At 58.2% G+C, this 21,165-nt stretch carries 15 protein-coding genes; 4 read left to right on the top strand and 11 right to left on the bottom strand.

Annotated elements, in window-relative coordinates:
* Positions 1 to 35: 35 nt before the first annotated feature.
* The 5 genes from ACA056_RS15230 to ACA056_RS15210 all read right to left on the bottom strand — a co-directional run bounded on the left by ACA056_RS15230 (position 36) and on the right by ACA056_RS15210 (position 5,393).
* Complete coding sequence (locus ACA056_RS15230) at positions 36 to 1,013, bottom strand: 2-hydroxyacid dehydrogenase (protein WP_497265768.1); 978 nt, start codon at positions 1,011 to 1,013, stop codon at positions 36 to 38.
* A 21-nt stretch (positions 1,014 to 1,034) separates the two neighbouring features.
* On the bottom strand, positions 1,035 to 2,333 hold the full coding sequence (locus tag ACA056_RS15225; RefSeq protein WP_497265766.1) for an MFS transporter: 1,299 nt from the start codon (positions 2,331 to 2,333) through the stop codon (positions 1,035 to 1,037).
* A gap of 104 nt (positions 2,334 to 2,437) precedes the next feature.
* Positions 2,438 to 3,424 (bottom strand): sugar kinase, encoded by a 987-nt coding sequence (locus ACA056_RS15220; RefSeq protein ID WP_497265764.1) that lies wholly within the window; start codon positions 3,422 to 3,424, stop codon positions 2,438 to 2,440.
* Positions 3,417 to 4,199, bottom strand: coding sequence for a sugar phosphate isomerase/epimerase family protein (locus tag ACA056_RS15215; RefSeq protein ID WP_497265762.1), 783 nt, complete (start codon positions 4,197 to 4,199; stop codon positions 3,417 to 3,419). The genes ACA056_RS15220 and ACA056_RS15215 overlap by 8 nt, the downstream gene beginning before the upstream one ends.
* 168 nt (positions 4,200 to 4,367) lie before the next feature.
* Positions 4,368 to 5,393 (bottom strand): LacI family DNA-binding transcriptional regulator, encoded by a 1,026-nt coding sequence (locus ACA056_RS15210; protein ID WP_497265760.1) that lies wholly within the window; start codon positions 5,391 to 5,393, stop codon positions 4,368 to 4,370.
* A gap of 303 nt (positions 5,394 to 5,696) precedes the next feature.
* On the opposite strand from ACA056_RS15210, the gene ACA056_RS15205 reads away from it, so the two are divergent.
* On the top strand, positions 5,697 to 8,477 hold the full coding sequence (locus tag ACA056_RS15205) for a hypothetical protein (protein ID WP_497265758.1): 2,781 nt from the start codon (positions 5,697 to 5,699) through the stop codon (positions 8,475 to 8,477).
* Positions 8,478 to 8,719: 242 nt separating this feature from the next.
* Complete coding sequence (locus tag ACA056_RS15200) at positions 8,720 to 11,308, top strand: autotransporter outer membrane beta-barrel domain-containing protein (RefSeq protein ID WP_497265756.1); 2,589 nt, start codon at positions 8,720 to 8,722, stop codon at positions 11,306 to 11,308.
* Positions 11,309 to 11,394: 86 nt separating this feature from the next.
* Here ACA056_RS15200 and ACA056_RS15195 read toward each other — a convergent pair whose 3' ends face one another.
* From ACA056_RS15195 to ACA056_RS15175, 5 genes are all read right to left on the bottom strand, one after another.
* Positions 11,395 to 12,003, bottom strand: coding sequence for a LysE family translocator (locus tag ACA056_RS15195; RefSeq protein ID WP_497265754.1), 609 nt, complete (start codon positions 12,001 to 12,003; stop codon positions 11,395 to 11,397).
* A gap of 51 nt (positions 12,004 to 12,054) precedes the next feature.
* The gene (locus ACA056_RS15190; protein WP_497265752.1) at positions 12,055 to 12,894 is read right to left on the bottom strand and encodes an AraC family ligand binding domain-containing protein; all 840 of its coding nucleotides are present in this window, start codon (positions 12,892 to 12,894) and stop codon (positions 12,055 to 12,057) included.
* Positions 12,895 to 12,970: 76 nt separating this feature from the next.
* On the bottom strand, positions 12,971 to 13,612 hold the full coding sequence (locus tag ACA056_RS15185; RefSeq protein WP_497265750.1) for a DUF1345 domain-containing protein: 642 nt from the start codon (positions 13,610 to 13,612) through the stop codon (positions 12,971 to 12,973).
* A 187-nt stretch (positions 13,613 to 13,799) separates the two neighbouring features.
* A complete protein-coding gene (locus tag ACA056_RS15180) occupies positions 13,800 to 16,898 on the bottom strand; it encodes a multidrug efflux RND transporter permease subunit (protein ID WP_497265748.1) in 3,099 nt (1,032 codons plus the stop codon).
* Between the two features lie 15 nt (positions 16,899 to 16,913).
* A complete protein-coding gene (locus ACA056_RS15175) occupies positions 16,914 to 18,071 on the bottom strand; it encodes an efflux RND transporter periplasmic adaptor subunit (RefSeq protein ID WP_497265746.1) in 1,158 nt (385 codons plus the stop codon).
* A gap of 275 nt (positions 18,072 to 18,346) precedes the next feature.
* Here ACA056_RS15175 and ACA056_RS15170 point away from each other — a divergent pair, with 275 nt between their 5' ends.
* Both ACA056_RS15170 and ACA056_RS15165 read left to right on the top strand, forming a co-directional pair.
* A complete protein-coding gene (locus tag ACA056_RS15170; protein WP_008155184.1) occupies positions 18,347 to 19,048 on the top strand; it encodes a response regulator in 702 nt (233 codons plus the stop codon).
* Positions 19,049 to 19,052: 4 nt separating this feature from the next.
* Positions 19,053 to 20,354, top strand: a complete 1,302-nt coding sequence (locus tag ACA056_RS15165) for an ATP-binding protein (RefSeq protein WP_497265744.1) — start codon at positions 19,053 to 19,055, stop codon at positions 20,352 to 20,354.
* A 177-nt stretch (positions 20,355 to 20,531) separates the two neighbouring features.
* Here ACA056_RS15165 and pncA read toward each other — a convergent pair whose 3' ends face one another.
* Complete coding sequence (gene pncA, locus ACA056_RS15160) at positions 20,532 to 21,161, bottom strand: bifunctional nicotinamidase/pyrazinamidase (protein WP_497265742.1); 630 nt, start codon at positions 21,159 to 21,161, stop codon at positions 20,532 to 20,534.
* Positions 21,162 to 21,165: the final 4 nt, after the last annotated feature.

Raw genomic sequence — 21,165 nt, 5'->3', positions numbered from 1 at the left:
TTCCGACGATGGCTGACTGACAGGCGCCGAATTCCTCAGCCTTTCCACGCCCCAACGTTCACCAGATTCTTCGGCCGCTCACCCGCCAGCGCCGCCAGCAGATTGTCTACCGCACAAGTGGCCATCGCCTCTCGCGTTTCATGCGTCGCCGAGCCAATGTGCGGCGTCGCCACCACGTTGTTCAGTTGCAACAGCGGTGAGTCAGTGTTCAGCGGCTCGCGTTCGAACACATCCAGCCCAGCGGCGCGAATCTGCCCTTCACGCAAGGCCTGGATCAGCGCCGCCTCGTCCACCACCTTGCCCCGTGAAATGTTGATGAAGATGGTTTCGGGGCGCATCAGGGCGAATTGCTCTGCGCCGATCAGCCCTTCGGTTTCAGCGGTGAGCGGCAATGTCAGGCAAACGAAATCCGCCTGCTGCAATAGCTCCGGCAGACTGCGGTATTGCGCGTTGAATCGTTGCTCCACCGCCGGTTTCGGCGAGTGGCTGTGATAGATAACCGGCATGCCAAAACCGAAATGCCCACGCTGGGCCAGGGCCTCACCGATCCGCCCCATGCCAATGATGCCAAGGGTTTTACCGTGCACATCGGTACCGAATTGTGCGGGACCGACATTGCGCTTCCACTGGCCGGCGCGAACCATGTTCGCCAGTTCCACCACGCGCCGGGCGGTCGCCAGAATCAGCGCGAAACCGGTATCGGCAGTGGTTTCGGTGAGCACGTCCGGGGTGTTGCTGAGCAGGATCCGTCGTTCGGTCAGGTAGTCGATGTCGTAGTTGTCGACCCCCACGGAGACGCTGGCGATGGCTTCCAGGTCTGGTGCCAGATCCAACAATCCGGCATCCAGTTTCAGACTCGCACCGAGCAACCCGTGGGCGCGGGGCAGAGCCTCGCGCAGTTTCGCCAGGCCATCGGCATTGAGGTTGTCGATCAGCGTCACCTCGGTCTGCTCATGAAGGCGAGCCATTAGCAGCGGCGAGAGTTTCTTGTACAGCACAACCTGCTTTTTCATCGTCATCATCTCAACTTCAATTCAGGAATGAGCAGCCGTCGACCGTTGCAAAACGGCTTTGGCCACGACTCGGTCACTGGCGCCAGGCTTGAGGAAAATCGTCAGCACCACCGAGAGCATCAACGCGCCGCTCATCAACAGATAAGAAGCACCCGGCGAGCCGGTGGAGCTGTTCAGGTAACCGACCAGATACGAACCGCCAAACGAACCGAGCGCGCCCATGCTGTTGATCAACGCCATGGCGCCACCCGCGACGTTGGCCGGCAGGATTTCCGGAATGATCGCGAAGAACGGTCCGTAAGGTGCGTACATGCAAGCGCCGGCAATCACCAGCAAGGTGTAGGACCACCAGAAGTGTTCGGCGCCGAGAGCGTAGGAACCGTAAAACGCAATCGAGGCGATCAGCAGTGGCGGCCAGACAAAGCGTTTACGCTTCTGCATTTTGTCCGAGCCCCAGGACACCAGCAGCATGCCGATCACTGCCGCCAGATACGGCAGCGCCGAGAGCCAGCCGGCTTCGATCATGTCCATTTGCGCGCCGGCCTTGAGGATCGACGGCAGCCACAGCACGAAGCCGTAAACGCCAATGCTCCAGCAGAAAAACTGCAGGGCCAGGATGATCACTTTCGGTGAGCGGAAGGCTTCGGCATAGTTCTTCACCGCTTTGATGCCGACCTGTTCGGCAGCCAGGGCGTTTTCCAGATCCTGCTTCTCTTGATCGCTCAGCCACTTGGCTTGGGCGGGACGATCATCGGCCAGACGCCACCAGATAAATGCCCAGAGCACTGCCGGCAAACCTTCGATGATGAACATCCAGCGCCAGCTGTAATGCTGCACCAGATACCCCGAGACCACCGACATCCACAGCATGGTCACCGGGTTGCCGAGGATCAGGAAGGTGTTGGCTCGCGAGCGTTCGGCGCGGGTGAACCAGTGACACAGGTAGATCAGCATAGCCGGCATCACGGCGGCCTCGACCACGCCGAGCATGAAGCGGATAACGATCAGCCAGTAGGCGTTGGAGACGATCCCGGTCAACGTGGCTAAACCACCCCAGAGAATCAGGCTGACGAAAATCAGCTTTTTGACGCTGTGCTTCTGGGCGTAGATCGCGCCCGGCACCTGGAAGAAGAAGTAGCCAAGGAAGAACAGCGCGCCGAGCATCGACGACAGGCCCGGCGTGATCATCAGGTCGGCGGCCATCCCGGAGGCGGCAGCGAACCCGTAGTTGGCGCGGTCCAGATACGCCAGGCTGTAGGTGATGAACACGATCGGCATGATGTACCACCAGCGGCGGGCGGCGAGTGTTGCGGTTTTCATGTTTGGTGCTCCTGAGCTTGTTGTTTTTGTCGCAGCAGGTAACGGGTTAAATCTTCAGTGACTGTTCCGGCCTCTTCGCGAGCAGGCTCGCTCCCACAGGGGAATTACGTTGGAATACGATCCAATGTGGGAGCGAGCCTGCTCGCGAAGGCGGCCTCAAACTCGACAGACATTTCGAGGCGATCAGGCAACCCCTCCATATCCCCACGGCTCTGCACCGCGCGGCTGCCAATCCAGTTGGCACGCTTCACGGCGTCGGCAAAGCTGTGGTTTTCCAGCAGGGCGCTGATCATGCCGACGGCAAAACCATCGCCGGCACCGACGGTGTCGACCACCGTTTCCACCGGCACGCCCGCCACGAAACCCTGGTCCAGTTGGGTGCGGTAATACGCACCGTGCGGACCCAGTTTGATCGCAACGGCTTCGGCACCCTGATCGAGGTAAAACGCCGCGATGTCGGCCGGGTCTTCAAAACCGGTCAGCAAGCGGCCTTCACTCAATCCCGGCAGCACCCAATGGGCGAGGGCGGCGAGGCGGTTGATCTCGCTAATCATCTGTTGTTCGTTGGCCCACAGGCTCGGGCGAAGGTTCGGGTCGAAGGACACGCTGCGCCCGGCATCGCGCATGCGGGTCATCAATTCGAAAGACATTTCCCGGGCTGTTTCGGACAGCGCCGGGGGAATGCCGGTGGCGTGCAAGTGCCGGGCGTTCAGCAATTCAGGCGCGATCGACTGCCGCGACAGATGACTCGCCGCCGACCCACGGCGGAAGTACTCGACCACCGGATCGCTGCCATCGTCGGTGCGTGACTTGAGTTGAAAACCGGTGGGGTGCGCGGTGTCGATGGCAACGTTGCTGCAATCCAGGCCTTCTTTTTCCAGGGTGTCGATGACGAACCGGCCCAGAGAATCGGCGCCGACCCGGCTCAACCAGGCCACATTAAAACCCAACCGCGACAAGCCAATGGCGACATTGCTGTCGGCCCCGGCAATGCGTTTGTGGAAGTGGCCGACGTCGGCCAGGTCGCCGTTCTGCTCGGCGACGAACATGGCCATGGTTTCGCCGAACGACAGGATATCGATCTCAGACATGAGCACTCTCCAACCGGGTTTGACCGAGGCGGGCGAGGGTGGCGACGTGCTCGGTGGTCAACTGCACCAGGTCGTCGCCTTGCAGCGGGTATTCCGCTGCTCGCATAACGCCTTGGGCCATGTGCCGCAGCAGTTGTTCCCACAGATGCAGGTCGCTGGCGGCCGGAGGTATGGCGACCAGTTTGCCGTCGGCCCGACGCGTCACGGCTTTGCAATGCACATAGCCGACGTGGCGACCGAGCAACCGCGCGGCGCTGGCGGCGGACTGGTCTTGCCAGTGCCAGTTGCCGATATCGAAGGTCATTTTGACCGGCAGGTTGTGTTGCTCGACTTCAGCGAAAAACCGTTGGAAGGGCTCGATGCGGCCGCCGTGCAGGGTTTGATCGTTTTCCACCAGCAACTGCACCGCACTTTTGCCCAGTATGCGGGCCAAGGTTTGGAGGTCGCTGTTGTCGGTGAAATAGCCCAGGGACACTTTCAGCCATTTGGCACCGAATGCCTGGGCGCGCTGTAACGCTGAGATCAGTTCGGGATTGGGTTTGGACTGGCCAGCCAGCCACAACTCCATCGGCGAGGAATACACGCTTTCGAGGCCTTGGGCCTGCGTGGCATCGGCCAGTTGCGCGGGATCTTCGACGGTCAGCAGTTCTTCGCGCCATTCGATACGCGTGGCGCCGGCGGCGGCCAACACGTCGATAAACGATCCCTGGCCGCGTTGGCGAACAAGGTCGGCGCCGTAGCTCGACAGGCTGATGGAGACAGGTGGTTTATTCATTGTTGTATACCTCTGAAACCGGTTTCATTTTTGTTCAAAAAAATATTGATGCTGAGTTGTGCGGTGTTCTTAAGGGCCCCATCGCGAGCAAGCTCGCTCCCACACTGGATTTGTGAGCGCCGTAGACCCCCTGTGGGAGCGAGCCTGCTCGCGATGAGGCCAGAACTGTCACCGAGAATTCCCAAGAGTCGACCCACGCACAATCAACCGCGCCGAAAAATCCAGGGTCCGCACTGGCCCGACATCACCGCGCAACCGCTTGAGCAAACACTCAAACGCACTGGCGCCAATTTCGGCCGTCGGCTGGGCGAGGGCGGTGATCCCGCTACCCACCAGTGGGTACCAATCCAGGTCATCAAGGGCGATCAGGCCCACGTCCTCGAACAGATTGCACTTCAGTTCTCGCAACGAATGGGTGCTGGCCAACGCGGCGATTCCGTTGGCGCAGAACAGCGCTTTCGGGCCGGGGCCGGGCGTTTCAAGGAAGGTTTTCAGCTGTGCGGTGAGTTCACTGCCGGTTTCGATCAGAGTGCCGCGCAGGTTCGGGCGTTGCTCGATCTGCGCCTTGAAGCTGCTGGCCCGCTCGATCCGCGAACTGGTGCCGTCAAACGGTTCGGTCACCAACAACACATCGCGATAGCCGCGTTCTTCAAGGTGTGCGAGGGCGAGTTCGACCGCTGCCGGATTGTCCAACCCGACCAGATCACTCTCCAACTGCTCGACCTTGCGATCCACCAGCACCAGCGGCATTTCCCGATGCAGTTCACGTAATTCGTCGCGGTGATGACCGAGGGTGTTCACGATCAGCCCTTCGATGTTGTAGGAACGCAGCAGGGCCAGGTGCTGGCGTTCCTGCTCGTCATCGCGGTCGGTGTTGCACACCACCAGGCTGTAGCCGTGCTGACGGCAGGCGGTTTCCACCCCGTGCATCACGGCAATCGAATAAGGGTTACGGATATCGGCCACCAGCATGCCGATCAGGCGGGTTCGCCCGCGTTTCAGACCGCGGGCCATCTGGTTCGGGCGATAGCCCAGTTCGGCAATCGCCTGCTCGATGCGCAACGCAGTGGCATCGGAGAGCAGGGCGCGGTCGTCGCCGATGAAGCGCGAAACGCTGGCCTTGGATACGCCGGCGCGTTCGGCGACATCGAGCATGGTTACACGGCTGCGTTGGGCGGTGGAGAAGTCGTTCATGGCGTTGATTTTCTTATTGTCGGAGTCTGCTGCGTAAATTCCTGAAACCGGTTTCAGGAAACATCAATTCACACATCTCCGTCAAGAAGCATTTGATGTGGGAATGGACAAAAGCCCGTTCAAAACCGACGAACGGTAGCTTTACCTGTCATATCTGACAGTAGGCAAGTGCAGTGTCTGAGCGCTTAATCTCCCCAGAAGCATCTCAAATCTTCCGCGTAATTAAAGTGAACGGGCGAGTACATCATGACGATGAGGAAGGCGACCGATAGAAGTACAGGGATTCTAGCGAGCCCGCTATCGGTGGAAGGTATTGATGATAATGATCTCGACGGATACGTGCCGCGCAATATTTTGCTTAATGGTACTCGAGTTATTATTCCTTACTGGCCCGACCCGAAGCCAATGGACGAACTTTGGATCGAACTGGATCAGGGTGGCACTGTTACAAGGCTCTACACAAAATTCTATAGTTCACAACAACCACCTTATCTTTATTTCAATTTGACGCCAGCGCACCTCGCAACTGACGGCGTTGCGCTTTTGTCCTACCAGGTTTGGAAAGGAGGCGGGGGTATCTCGGATCCATCACCTGGAAGAAAACTGACGATAGATCACACGCCCATTCTTGTTCTGAATGAACCTACGTTTCCCCATGCAACGATTTGGGGTTACTTGAATAACAAGACAGTACCGCCGTTGACCTCGGGAGCAACCGTTTTGATACCTACAGCCAATAGCCCTGCGGCAGATGGCGATAAAGCCAAATTATATTGGCAAGGGTATTCAAGTTTGAATGGAAGCGGGCCACCAGTGCCGGGTACTTGCGGTGACTGGGAGATAACGCTGGAGCCGAAGCATATGAATGGACATTGGCTGTTTGTTGTTCCGTTTGACCCTAATGTCAGGCCACTTATTGATAATGCTTCAGCCATTGCTCACTGGCAGTTGTTCAAAGGCGGGCGACTTGTCGGCGAGTCGCAAAAAGGTTTGGTGAAAATAGACAGGGTAACACCTGGCGAAAGCGGCCCTTTCGGCCTGAATACACAAGGAGATGGAAAAATGGCTATAAAAATCGTACCAAGAACTCCAAGACCTGAATTCATCGGTATCAAGAATATTGGCCCCTTGGCTGATATTGCGATAGACACACTTGCAGACGGTCTGATCGCCAAAAGCGTGCTGGATACCGGGTTTGTGACGATTAACTTTACCCGCACTGCAGAAGAGTTTGACGAGGATGAACTGGAACTGGATTACGGTGTTAAAGGCCAGGCGCTGGACAGGTGGGGTCAAAAAATTGAACTTGGTCCGGTTGCTGCCCGGCCGGTTGGGACTATACCGATCCAGTTGCCAGCAAGCTTGTTTCCAGAACTTCCAGCACCGGCAACGCCCACCACTTATGAAGTTATGTTTCAACTCTACAAAGAGGGGGGCGGTGTTAATGAACCCTCCAATGTGTTGGAGTTTGTTATCGACAAGACTGCACCGTTTGGTTCAAAAAGGTCAGACACCAATGGCAATGCCGTTGTCACGCTCGCCGTACCAACGCCAACCCCCGCGTTCGTTAATTCACCCTCGGATACGCAACGCACAATTAACGAAGCCTGGTTGGCGGAGCCGGCTAACGCCGACCTGAATTTCACCGTGAACGTTGGTTATCCGCTGCGTCGTCTTGACGAAAATCTTCGCGTCTGGTTGATTTCTGGCGCTCAGCGAGTCGAGGTGTGGAACGCTGCGGTACCCGCTAGCGGCGCATTTACTATCGCCAACACCGTGTTACGCACATTTCCAAACGGCCGCGTCAGAATTCAGTATCAATGGAAAGATCTGCCTGGTAATGAAAGTCGGGAGTCTGCCGCAAGTGACGTACTGACACTGGCATTGGCACAACCTCCAGTTTCAACAAAAGTTCCTCTGGTACCGAAAACCGATCCGAACTATACCACGGCACTTTACCTGGACGATTTTGCCGGCGGGATAACCGCGATCGTTGAAAGCGCTTTCATCACGAACGCAGAGCCAGGCGATGAAATTTTCATCACCATTGAAGACGCCACTGACGCAACTAACTCTGTAAATCTTACCTCCCAACCGTGGGTCGCCAATACCAATTTAACGTTTGCCCTGACATACACGGATCTCTCCCAAATATTTAACGATGCCGATGATCCTAAAATGGCCAATATCTGGTATGAGATCGTTCGAACCGGTATTCCAAACGCTGCATCTCCGGTTCAACTCATCACGTTGGCATTCGACTATGCGGGACCCACGAATCCGGATCTTCCAGATCTTACCAACAGAGATATCGTGTTGCCTGTAGTGACGGGTGCCTCGAATACGCCTAACGACTTGCGGCCCGGTGACAGAAACAGTCCGGGCAAATTTAAAGTTACCCTTGCAATCGGTCAGCCTCCTATTACTTCGGCCGAGTTAGCGAAGTGTTACATTAATGATCTGCTTGTAGGTGAATTTAATCCATTTGTAGATGCGGATGAATTTGAAGTTCCTGTTTCGGCAGATATCATATCCAGGTTGCCCATTGGCAAAGTAGATGCTTACTGGACCATTCAGAAGGCAGATAGTGATAAAAACGTAATAAAATCCCTTAACCAACCGGTGACTGTTGCCGGTGCAGCAGTACCTTTACCTCCACCTACGATCCGGATCCGCAATCCGGCCTTGCGTGATTACATCGAATGTTACGGCATGATCAGTCCAACCAGTAGCATGGTTCTAGGCTTGCTGATTCCAAAAGACCCGCTTCTACCACCAGGCAAAGCGATTACAGCGCATTTCGCAGCTTACAGGGACTTGGCAGGCACTGATCTGATTGCGGGTACTGAAGACTCTCAAGCCTATGTGATTAAAGCAGCCAATATTCCTGATGTCGCGCCAGTGGCCAGTCCTGCCATTTTCAAATTGGCACAACCTGTCAGGGGAGCAATAGCGTATGGCAAGTATTGGTACACGACCGATATCAATGGACAGCAATCGTCTGACCCAATCATCAAACGGATCGACAATATCGGCAACAGTTTCAATTATTGCGATCTGACACCTGCTCCGGCTGTTCCTTAGTTGGCGTATTAGCTGATCGGTGTTGCGAAAGAGACACGGATGTTTCTTTCGTGATTACCCGTGTTAACGGCAAGGGAACGGTAAACACGCTACAGTCGGCGAGAATAATTCCTCTTTTGTTAAGGAATTTTCCTACATATAAGTCTCGATTTTCTCATTAAAGTGTCGAACGTTTTTTTGGTGGGAGCTTTCAATACTGCCAAAAAGCAATGTCAGTAGTTGCGCAGTTTGAGGAATTCCCCATGCATTTTTGTTTTAAATCTCCGCCCTCTGTGACTTTTCAGAAGTTAGTGATTGCTGCGGCACTTCTATCCTCCAGCGAGGCCTTCAGTCGAACGCTAAATCCAGGTGAGAGCGCAGTCGTCACGAACCCACCCGCACCGGAAGCCTGGGTGGTGTCCCAAAGGGGCACACTAACCATTGATAACGCACAGGCGCTGACCATCTCGTCATCAAATGCCAGCGTCGTTTTCAATGGCGGTCAAAGCGCCCGTATCGATGCCAACACTTCAGTGGTAAACCTCTCTGGTGCGACTGTAAACAGCGCGGCTGGCAGGGGGGCGATACAACTGATCGACAGCAGCGCCATCATCGACAACAGCACCATCATCAGTACCAACAGTTTCGGTCTTCTCTTGGGTCGCAATACCACTACCCCGGCGTCTTCGAGCGCGACGGTCAAGGGAGGAAGCACGATCATCGGCCTGAATGGCGCGGATGCGGTGGGTTTTGCCGTATTAAACGTCGAGAACTCCACCGTCCGAGGCACGGGTTCGGACAGTTATGGTGTGAGGCTTGGTGGGGCGACGCTTTCGGCCAACGGCAGCGTTCTGTTCGGAGAGAAGAACGGCCTGCAAATCAACACTGATTTAACCGGTGTCAATGCCAACACTGTGACGTTGAACAGTACCCGTGTAACGGGGGGAACAGGGTCAGCCATCTTATTGGGCTCTTCGGGTGCTGCCGGTACAGTTGCGAATATCAATATTTCTGGCACCAGCGATCTGATCGGTGACAACGGTAACCTGTTGCAAGCGACCAATCGCTCCACCGCCAATCTCACCATTGACGGCAGTGCTCTGGATGGCAATGTCGTTGCCGATACCGGCAGCACCGTTGCGCTGTTGATGAAAAACGCAGCCTCCATCAATGGCAATTTGCAGAATGTCACTCAGGTCAGCCTTGATTCCAACAGCACGTTGAATGGCAATGTGCAGGCTGTTGCAGGTACCGCTGCGACAGTGAAACTGGATAATGGTGCGGCGATCAACGGCAATGCTGTCAATGTTTCTACTGTCTCGCTGGATAACAATTCAGCCTTGAATGGCAACGTTGAAAATGTTTCCAGTCTGGTATTGAACAACGGCAGTCGTCTGACCGGTGATGTATCGGGCGCGGCCAATGGCAGCGTGTCAATGGACAACGGCTCGGTGTTAACCGGGCAAATCAATAACACTTCCAACGTGTCCATCAGCAATATGGCGCAATGGCAGATGACCACGGATAGCACCGTACAGCGCCTTGCTCTGGATAACGGCGTTGTTCGCATGGGCACAAACGAGCAGTTCCAGCAACTGAATGTCGGCGATCTTTCCGGTCGCGGTACGTTTGTGATGGGCACGGATCTGGGCAACGGAAATACGGACTTCCTGAATGTCACCGGCAATGCCAGTGGGCAACATCAACTGCAAATCACCGCTACCGGTACGACACCTGTCACGGCCGAAGCGGTGAAGGTCGGTAATATCGCCGCTGGCGACGCGAGCTTCTCGCTGGGCGGTCGTGAAACCGTGGACGCAGGTACGTTTGTGTACCGATTGGCCAAGGAAGGTCAGGGTTTGTACCTGAATCCAGACAAGGAAACGGTCAGTACTTCAAGTAATACTGCGTTGGCCCTGGCCGGGAGTGCGCGCAGTGTGCTGAATGCTGAAGCGGCCATGCTTAGCGACCAATTGGGGGACCGGAGCCTGAGCGTCCGACCGGAAGCATCGATTCGCTCGATGAACGACAGCTCGGTGAAAAACCTCAGTAACAGTGTCTGGGTTCGCACTTATGGTAACCAGTACAACGTCGATAATGCCTACGGTGATGGATACACCCAGAACCAGACAGGTATAACTGGCGGGGCCGACACAACGGTGGATCTGGGCGGCAGGTCGTGGGTGGTGGGCGGATTCGTCGGGTCAAGCCACACCAAAATGGATCTCAAGTACGGCTCCAGCGCCACCGTTGACAGTCTGAATGCCGGTGTCTACGGCAGCACCTTCGATGTCGAGAGCGGGGTGTTCGTTAATGTCATGGCCAAGATCAACCAGTTCGATAACAAGGCCAAAGTCACTATGAGCGATGGCACGCGCACCAAGGGCGATTACAAGGCCTTGGGCGCCAGTGGCTCGGTGGCCGTGGGCAAGCATATACGCTTGAAGGACGACTACTTTGTCGAACCTCAAGTGCAGGTATCGACCGGTGTCATCCAAAGCGACAAGTACCGGCTCGACAACGGCCTGGAAGTAAAAAGCGACACCATGCGTTCCGTACAGGGCAAGGTTGGGGTCAGGGGCGGGCGTGTCATTACCCTCGACAACGGCAGCCTGCTGGAGCCCAGCCTGATGACGGCGGTCAATCATGAGTTTGTGAAAACCAACGAGGTCAAGATCAACGACGACAGCTTCGATGATGATCGCGCCAGCAGCTCTATCGAATATGGCGCCGGCTTGAAGTGGACACCGGCGCAACGCAACTGGCAGGTTTCCGGCCAGATGGGTGGCAGCAAAGGTACAACGGTCAGTCAGGATTGGAGCGGTAGCTTGAGGCTGAGTTACTTCTTCTAATAGAGGGAGTGTCTTGCGGTCATTCAACACAAAAATGCCCCGAATGTTTCGGGGCATTTTTGTACCTGTTGTGCTGATGCAGCGCGTCAAGTCAACGTGAGCCAGGCAGAACCCAGTAGCAGCAGTGCCATTGCCTGATTAAAACGCTGGATGGCTTTTGCCGAGCCAAACCATCTGGTTGCTCCCTTTCCCAGCAATGCCCAAACACCCAGACACGGCAGCGAGACCAGGAAAAATGCCAGCGACAGGCAGACAATTTGCAACTGTCGATTATCGCCGGATCCAGCAAATACACCGACCACGGCAAATGCCATCATCCAGGTCTTGGGATTGACCAGTTGTAAGCCAGCGGCCGCCCATAATCCAAACCTTTGCTTGTGTCCTTCATCAACATCGAAGGTCGTGACCGGTGTATGGAATATTTTCCAGGCCAAGTAACTAAGCCAAGCGATTCCGCACCATTGCATCAGCGATTGCACCCTTGGTAGCCCGGCAAGCGACTGACCAACACCGCTGCCTACCAACAACACAATCAATGCCGCACTCGCGCAGGCTCCGAAAATGATCGGCAATGCGGCTCTGAAACCGTACCTCGCGCTGTTACTCAGCACCAAAATGTTTGTCGGCCCCGGCGTAATGGAGGCGACGAAAGCGAACAGCAAAAATGGCAGCAGCGTGGGAAAGGTGGACAACATGGCAGCGGGCTCCGTGAATGATCTCAGGAGTCGATCCTCACAAAGTCAGGGTCATGCGTCTGGAAGATTTGAGCAGCGCTTGCGATACAACGCCGGAGTCAAGCCATATGCCCGGACAAACCAACGGCCCAGGTGACTCTGATCGGCAAACCCCAATTCCATCGCCACTGTTGCCGGTTGCTCGCCACGGGCCAGCATTCGCCGGGCGGTCGCCAGACGCAATTGCACGAGGTAGGCGTGGGGTGCGATGCCATAAGCGGCCTTGAAGGCGCGGGTCAGGCGGAAGCGATCAACTCCGGTGACGGCGGCCAGTTGGTCGAGGCCGATGTCATATTGAGCGTTGGCGTGCAGGTATTCCCGAGCCTTCTGCGCCACCAGCGGCAGCCGCGGGTCTTCGTTGTAGCGGGTGCGCCAGTGCAGGTGACTGGTCAGGCGTTCGAGCAAACCGTCGAGGGCGGTCTGGCGGACGATTTTCAGCTCATCGTGATGCAGGGTTTGAAACGCCAGGCTGGTGGCGTGGGCGAGTCGCGAGTCGCTGGACAGGGTGTTGGCGAAACTCAATTGACCGTTGTCGGGGGCATTTTCGAAGACTGCACTGAGTTCACGTTTCAGCCACTGCAGGTCGAGGTACAGCATGTGGTAGGTGAAACCGTCTTCGGTCGGTGCTTCGCCGTCGTGGATGTCGCCGGGCTCGAGCAGAAACACCTTGCCCGCTGTGCTTTGGTGCTTTGCTCGCCGACAGTGAAACTGCTGAAGCCCTTGTTCGGTGACGCCCACCAGATAGCTGTCATGCCAGTGCGGGTCGTAGGCGTGGCCTTCGAAATGCGCGCGCAGGGTCTCGATGCCGGTGTCGGCGTCCTGGGCCAGGTCGATCCAGTTGTGAGTCGTCATGCTGCACCTGTGAGACGGATAGCCGACTTATTTAACGCCTGCGCCGAGGGTGATGACTAGAACGTTTGTGCAGGGATCAGTTGAACAGTCCCGCCGCGATGTTGATCGAGAACCCGAGAATGGCCGTGTTGAACAGAAAGCCGATCAGCGACTGCGCCAGGACAATCTTGCGCAAATCCCGCGTCGCCACGCCGACATCGGACGTCTGGACCGCCGCGCTGATGGTGAAAGAGAAATACAGGAAGTCCCAGTAATTGGGCGTTGTCAGACCTTCAGCAAAACGCAGTGCGGGGTCTTTGCCGCCCCAGGTGTAGAACAGACGGGCGTAGTGCACGCTGAAAATCACCCCGATCAGCAGCCATGAACCGATCACGGTCAATGCAGTAAAGCCGTAGTGCAACAGCTTGCGGGTCGTTTCCATGTCCCTGCTGCCGGCCAGTTCAAAGCCGATGGTCGCCAGGCTCGCCACCGCGGCGATGCATACAACAAACAGCACCAGCCCAGCGTTTTCGTCTTCGACCTCGGCAATGCGCTTCACGTCCGGTGCTTTGGCGCGCGCGGTGAGCCAGAGCATCAGGACCAGGTAAGTCCAGACGCCGGCATTCCAGCCGAAGAGGATTTTGCTGATGATCGAGTCGGCCGGCGCCAGAATGCCTACCGCGACGCCGAGGGCTGCGGCGGCGGAGAGGCGAGGGTGGGTGCGGGCGAGGAAGGGCATGTGAACTCGATAAACTTGGGTATGCAAACACCTTAGCCCAGTGCGGTCTATTGTGACCACAACCTGAAGTTGATGAGTTCCCCTGTGGGAGCGAGCCTGCTCGCGAATGCGGTGGGTCAGTCAACAACTCTGTTGACTGTTAAACCATATTCGCGAGCAGGCTCGCTCCCACAGGTAAACGGTGTGGTCAGAGGTCCTTATGCCGCTTGCGGACGAGCTTCATCACCACCACAAAAAACACCGGCACAAACACCACCGCCAGCGTCGCCGTGATCATCCCGCCAATCACCCCGGTGCCGATGGCCTGCTGGCTCGCTGAACTGGCCCCGGTGGCAATCGCCAGCGGCACCACGCCGAGGATGAACGCCATCGACGTCATCACAATCGGCCGCAGTCGCAGGCGCGCGGCTTGCAGGGTGGCGTCGATCAGGTCGTGGCCTTCGTCGTACAGACTCTTGGCGAACTCGATGATCAGGATCGCGTTCTTCGCCGACAGACCGATGATGGTGATCAATCCAACCTTGAAGAACACGTCGTTGGGCATTCCGCGCAAGGTCACGGCCAGTACCGCGCCGAGCACGCCAAGCGGCACCACCAGCAGCACCGAGGTCGGAATCGACCAGCTCTCATACAACGCGGCCAGACAAAGGAACACGATCAGCAACGACAAACCGAGCAGGATCGGAGCCTGACTGCCGGATAACCGTTCCTGCAATGACAACCCGGTCCATTCCTGCCCCAACCCCGCCGGCCCTTGCGCCACCAGACGCTCGATTTCCGCCATGGCTTCGCCGGTGCTGTAACCGGGCGACGGTTCGCCGGAAATGCTGATCGCCGGGTAGCCGTTGTAGCGAGTCAATTGCGCCGGGCCCTGAGTCCATTTGGCCTGGACGAAGGCCGACAACGGCACCATTTTCCCCGCGTTGTTGCACACGTGAATCTTCAGCAGATCGGCGACCTGACTGCGCTGATCGCCTTCAGCCTGAACCACCACACGCTGCATCCGCCCCTGATTGGGGAAGTCGTTGATGTAGGCCGAACCGACGGCGGTGGACAGCACATTGCCAATGTCGGCAAAGGACACACCCAGCGCGTTGGCCTGTTTACGGTCGACTTCCAGTTGCACTTGCGGCGCTTCGGCCAGCGCGCTTTCGCGCACGTTCATCAGGATCGGACTTTTCTCGGCGGCAGCGAGCAATTCACTGCGTGCCTTCATCAACGTGGCATGGCCAAGGCCGCCACGGTCCTGCAAGCGGAACTCGAAACCGCTGGAAGTACCAAGGCCATCCACCGGCGGCGGCAGTACCGCAAACGCTACGGCATCCTTGATCTGGCTCAACGCGATGTTGGCGCGATCGGCAATGGAACTGGCCGAGTCGTCGCTACCCCGATCAGACCAGTCCTTGAGCGTGGTAAACGCCAACGCGGCGTTCTGCCCGCTACCGGAGAAGCTGAATCCGAGAATCACCGTGCTGTCACCAACGCCGGGTTCAGTGGCGTTGTGGGCTTCGATCTGCTCGACCACCTGCACCGTGCGGTTCTTGCTCGCACCCGGTGGCAGTTGAATGTCGGTGATGGTGTAACCCTGATCCTCCACCGGCAGGAACGAGGAGGGCAGTCGACTGAAGCACAGGCCCAATCCAATCAGCAGCACGCCGTAGATCAGCAGGTAACGGCCCGTGCGTTTCAGCGCATAGGCGACCCAGCCCTGATAACGCTCGGTCAGTTGCTCGAAACGCCGGTTGAACCAGCCAAAGAACCCGCGCTTCTCGTGATGTTCGCCCTTGGCAATCGGCTTGAGCAGCGTCGCGCACAACGCCGGGGTCAAGGTCAGGGCGAGGAACGCCGAGAACAGAATCGAAGTCGCCATCGACAAAGAGAACTGCTGGTAAATCACCCCGACCGACCCCTGCATGAACGCCATCGGAATGAACACCGCGACCAGCACCAGCGTGATACCGATGATCGCTCCGGTGATCTGCTTCATCGCCTTGCGCGTGGCCTCTTTGGGTGACAGGCCTTCGGTGGCCATGATCCGTTCGACGTTTTCCACCACCACAATCGCGTCATCCACCAGGATGCCGATCGCCAGCACCATGCCGAACATCGTCAGCACGTTGATCGAGAACCCCAGCGCCAACATGGTCGCAAAGGTGCCCATCAGCGCCACCGGCACCACCAGGGTTGGAATCAGCGTGTAGCGGATGTTTTGCAGGAACAGGAACATCACCGCGAACACCAGCAACATCGCCTCGCCAAGGGTGTAAACCACCTTGGTGATCGAGACTTTGACGAAAGGCGAGGTGTCGTACGGGATCTTGTATTCCACGCCCGCCGGGAAGTAGCGCGCCAGTTCATCCATCTTCGCCCGCACCAACGTGGCAGTGCTCAAGGCATTGGCGCCCGGTGCCAACTGCACGCTGACGGCGGTCGACGGTTTGCCATTGAGGCGCGTGGAGAACTGGTATTCCTGACTGCCGATCTCGACGCGCGCCACGTCTTTGATGCGCACAGTTGAGCCGTCGGGATTGGCTTTCAACACGATGTCGGCGAATTCTTCCGGTGTCGACAACTGGCCTTTGACCAGAATGGTCGCGGTGATTTCCTGAGTGGTGCGGGTCGGCAAGTCGCCGATGCTGCCCGCCGACACTTGCGCGTTCTGCGCGACGATGGCGGCGTTGACGTCAGCCGGGGTCAGGTTGAAACCGATCAGCTTCTGCGGGTCAATCCAGATCCGCATCGCCCGTTCGGCACCGTACAACTGCGCCTTGCCAACGCCGTCCAGGCGCTTGATCTCGTTCATCACGTTGCGCGCCAGGTAATCGCTGAGCGCCACGTCGTCGAGTTTGCCGTCACTGGAGGTGAGGGTGATCAGCAGCAGGAAACCGGCGGAGACTTTCTCCACCTGCAAACCCTGTTGCGTCACCGCTTGAGGCAGGCGCGACTCGACCACTTTCAGGCGGTTTTGCACATCGACCTGAGCCATTTCCGGGTCAGTGCCCGGCTGGAAGGTCGCGGTGATGGTGGCACTGCCGAGGCTGCTCTGGGATTCGAAATACAGCAGATGGTCTGCGCCATTGAGTTCTTCCTCGATCAGGCTGACCACGCTTTCGTCCACGGTCTGCGCCGAAGCGCCCGGGTACACGGCGTAGATTTCGACTTTCGGCGGCGCGACATTGGGGTATTGCGCCACCGGCAACTGTGGAATGGCCAGGGCGCCGGCCAACAGGATGAACAGGGCAACCACCCAGGCGAACACCGGGCGATCGATAAAGAACTGCGGCATAAAGAAGCGTCCTGCTTACTGACCAGAAGCCTGGGCAAGTGGAAGAGGGGTGTCGTCGATCTGCACTTTTTCGCCGGGACGGGCGTGTTGCAGGCCTTCGGTGACGATGCGGTCACCGGGCTTGAGGCCGCCGGTGACGATCCAGCGATCGTTCTGCACGGCGCCCAGTTCGACCGGTTGCTGGCCGACCCGCTGTTCGGCGTCGAGCAACAGCACTTGGGCGATGCCGGCACTGTCACGTTGAATGGCTCGTTGCGGCACGCTGATGCCTTGCTGAATGACCGCTTGCTCCAGACGCACGCGCACGAAGCTGCCCGGCAGCAAGTCGAGGTCCGGGTTGGGGAATTCGCTGCGCAGGATGATCTGGCCGGTGCCGGGGTCGACGGTGATGTCGGCGAACAGCAACTTGCCCGGCAATGGATAGAGACTGCCGTCGTCCTGAATCAGCGTGGCTTTGGCCTGGTCCTGACCGACCTGCTGCAACTGGCCGGATCGGAACGCCCGGCGCAGGTCGTTGAGTTCGCGGGTCGATTGGGTGAGGTCGGCATGGATCGGATTCAGCTGCTGAATCAGCGCCAGTGGTGTGGTTTCGTTCTGCCCGACCAGCGCGCCTTCGGTGACCAACGCGCGGCCGATGCGCCCGGAAATCGGGGCTGTGACGGTGGCGTAACCCAGGTTGAGTTTCGCCCGTTCCACGGCGGCTTTGTTCGCGGCGACGTCGGCAGCGGTTTGCCGGGCACTGGCCCGGGCGTTGTCATAATCCTGGCCGCTGATGGCATTGCCTTCGATCAACTGCGCGTAACGCTGCTCTTGCAGGCGCGCCTGGAACGCATTGGCTTCAGCCTTGCGCAGCGCCGCTTCAGCGCTGTCCAGGTCTGCCTTGAACGGCGCCGGGTCGATACGGAACAACACTTCGCCTTTTTTCACATCACTGCCTTCACGGAACGCCCGTTGCAACACTACCCCGGCAACCCGGGCGCGGACTTCGGCAATGCGTGGCGCGGCAATCCGCCCGCTCAGTTCACTGGTGATCGACAGGGGGCTGGCTTGGATGGTTTCGATGCGAACCGTGGCCAGAGGCGCCTGTTCTTCGGCCGTCGAGGCCTTGTCACAAGCGCTCAGCGTCACCGCCAGTGCAATCAGGCTGAGCCTGGCAAGCAGATTCTTTGACATGTAATACCCCAATAATGACCCCCCGCATCCTACGGGGAGGCGACGAGGGTAGCGGTGAAGCTTTGTAGGCGCTGTGTGAAATTGTGTAAGGGTTTTACTCAGGCACGGGCGAGGGCGTATATCCTTGACGGCTTGATTACGTTTGCGCCTGCCAGGCCGCCTTCGCGAGCAAGCCCGCTCCCACAGGGGATTTGTGAACGCCACAGATCCAATGTGGGAGCGGGCTCGCTCGCGAAGAGGCCGGACCAGGCACCACAGCACTTTCTGGAACATCCATGCCCAACATCCTCCTGGTCGAAGACGACACCGCGCTCTCCGAATTGATTGCCAGTTACCTGGAACGCAACGGCTATAGCGTCAGCGTGATCAGCCGTGGCGACCATGTGCGCGAACGTGCGCGGGTCAATCCACCGGACCTGGTGATCCTCGACCTGATGCTGCCGGGGCTGGACGGTCTGCAAGTCTGCCGCTTGCTGCGCGCCGATTCGGCCACGTTGCCGATCCTGATGCTCACCGCCCGCGACGACAGTCACGATCAGGTGCTGGGCCTGGAAATGGGCGCCGACGACTACGTCACCAAACCCTGCGAACCGCGGGTGTTGCTGGCCCGGGTGCGGACGTTGCTGCGGCGCAGCAGCCTGACTGAACCGCAGACCGCCAATGACCGCATTCTGATGGGCAATCTGTGCATCGACCTGTCCGAGCGCACCGTGACCTGGCGCGAGCAATTGGTCGAACTGTCCAGCGGTGAATACAACCTGCTGGTGGTACTCGCTCGGCATGCCGGCGAAGTGCTCAGTCGCGACCAGATTCTGCAACGCCTGCGCGGCATCGAGTTCAATGGCACCGACCGTTCGGTGGACGTGGCGATTTCCAAGTTGCGGCGCAAGTTCGACGACCACGCCGGCGAGGCGCGCAAGATCAAGACCGTGTGGGGCAAGGGTTACTTGTTCAGCCGTTCCGAGTGGGAATGCTGAGGCGATGTTCAGAATCCTGTTTCGCCTGTACCTGGTGACCATCGTTTCGTACAGTGCGGCGATCTATCTGGTGCCGGATCTGGTGATCAAGGTCTTCCAGGAGCGCTTTGTCACCTACAACCTCGATTACTCGCGCGGGCTGCAAACCCTCATCGTCAAGCAGTTTCACGCCGTGCCCCCGGAACAATGGCCGGCATTGGCCGCAGAGATGGACAAGGAATTCCAGCCGCTGCACATCGTCCTGACCGGTAACGACGATGCCGATTTCACCCCTGATGAGCGCAAACGTCTTCAGCGTGGCGAGAACGTCGTGCGCATTGGCGACTGGGGCTGGCGCACCCTGGCGGTGTCGCCGCTGAACGAGCGGACGGTGGTGGAAATGGTCGTACCGCCGGACCCGATGGACGTCAGCCTGTTGTACTGGAGCATCAACGTGCTGATCGGCGCGACCATGCTCGCCTGTCTGTTGCTGTGGCTGCGCCCGCACTGGCGCGACCTGGAACGCCTCAAAGGTACGGCTGAACGTTTCGGTAAGGGCCACTTGAGCGAGCGCACACAGATTTCCCAAAGTTCCAACATCGGCAGCCTGGCCAATGTCTTCGACACCATGGCCGGCGATATCGAGAACCTGCTCAACCAGCAGCGGGACCTGCTCAATGCCGTCTCTCACGAATTGCGCACGCCCCTGACACGACTGGATTTCGGCCTGGCGCTGGCGCTGTCCGACGATTTGCCCGCCGCCAGCCGCGAGCGTCTGCAAGGTCTGGTCGCGCACATTCGCGAGCTCGATGAGTTGGTGCTGGAACTGCTGTCCTACAGCCGTCTGCAAAACCCGGCGCGGCTGCCGGAGCGGGTCGAGGTGTCGCTGGATGAGTTTATCGACAGCATCCTTGGCAGCGTCGACGAAGAACTGGAGTCCCCGGACATCGTTATCGATGTGCTCCTGCACGGACAACTTGAACGCTTCGCCCTCGACCCAAGGCTGACTGCCCGCGCTATTCAGAACCTGCTGCGCAATGCGATGCGCTACTGCGAAAAACGCATTCAGATTGGTGTGCGGGTGTGTGCCAAGGGGGCTGAAATCTGGGTGGACGATGACGGGATCGGTATCCCGGATGAGGAGCGGGAGCGGATTTTCGAACCGTTTTATCGGCTGGATCGCAGTCGGGACCGGGCCACTGGCGGGTTCGGTCTGGGGTTGGCCATCAGTCGTCGGGCGTTGGAAGCACAGGGCGGCACGCTCACCGTTGAAGCGTCGCCGCTGGGTGGGGCACGGTTCCGGTTGTGGTTGCCCACCTCAACCTGACGCATTCTTTGTAGCAGCTGCCGAGCCTGCGAGGCTGCGTTCGAGCCGGGGTCGCGCCCGACCGAAGTCCTCGCAAACCCGGCGGATGCGGTTTTCCTGAAAAAACGGAGTGCCTGATTTTACGGCTGCTTCGCAGCCGGACGCAGCCTCGCGCTGCTCGACAGCTGCTACAGGGAGTTAACCTGGCACTTCGGTTGATGGAATCAACCCAACCCCAGCCACCTGCATCCGCTCGATCGCTGCGGCCAGTGAGCCGTCCAGATCAATCGCCCGACACGCATCCATCACCACAAACGCGTTGAACCCTGCCGCCCGCGCATCCAGTGCAGAGAACATCACGCAGAAATCGAGTGCCAGCCCAACCAGATAAACCGTGTCGACACCGCGTTCCTTCAAGTACCCGGCCAAGCCTGTGGTGGTCGTTCGGTCCGCCTCCAGAAACGCCGAGTAACTGTCGATGTCCGGGTTGCAGCCCTTGCGGATGATCAATTGGGCGTGGGGTAGGTCCAGATCCTTGTGCAACTCGGCACCGGGTGTTGCCCGCACGCAATGGTCCGGCCAGAGCGTCTGCTCGCCGTAAGGCAGTCGAGTCACGTCGTAAGGCGCGCGGCCCGGGTGGCTGGAGGCGAAGGACGCATGTCCGGCCGGGTGCCAGTCCTGGGCGATGATGACTTGGGTGAACCGGGCGCCGAGGCGGTTGATCAGCGGGACGATCAGATCACCTTCGGGTACCGGCAACTGGCCGCCGGGGATGAAGTCGTTCTGTACGTCGATGACCAGCAAAGCAGTGCGTGAAGAAATCGGCATGGGA

Source organism: Pseudomonas sp. LBUM1666, from assembly GCF_059695775.1.
This window is presented reverse-complemented; position numbering and strand designations above follow the sequence as displayed.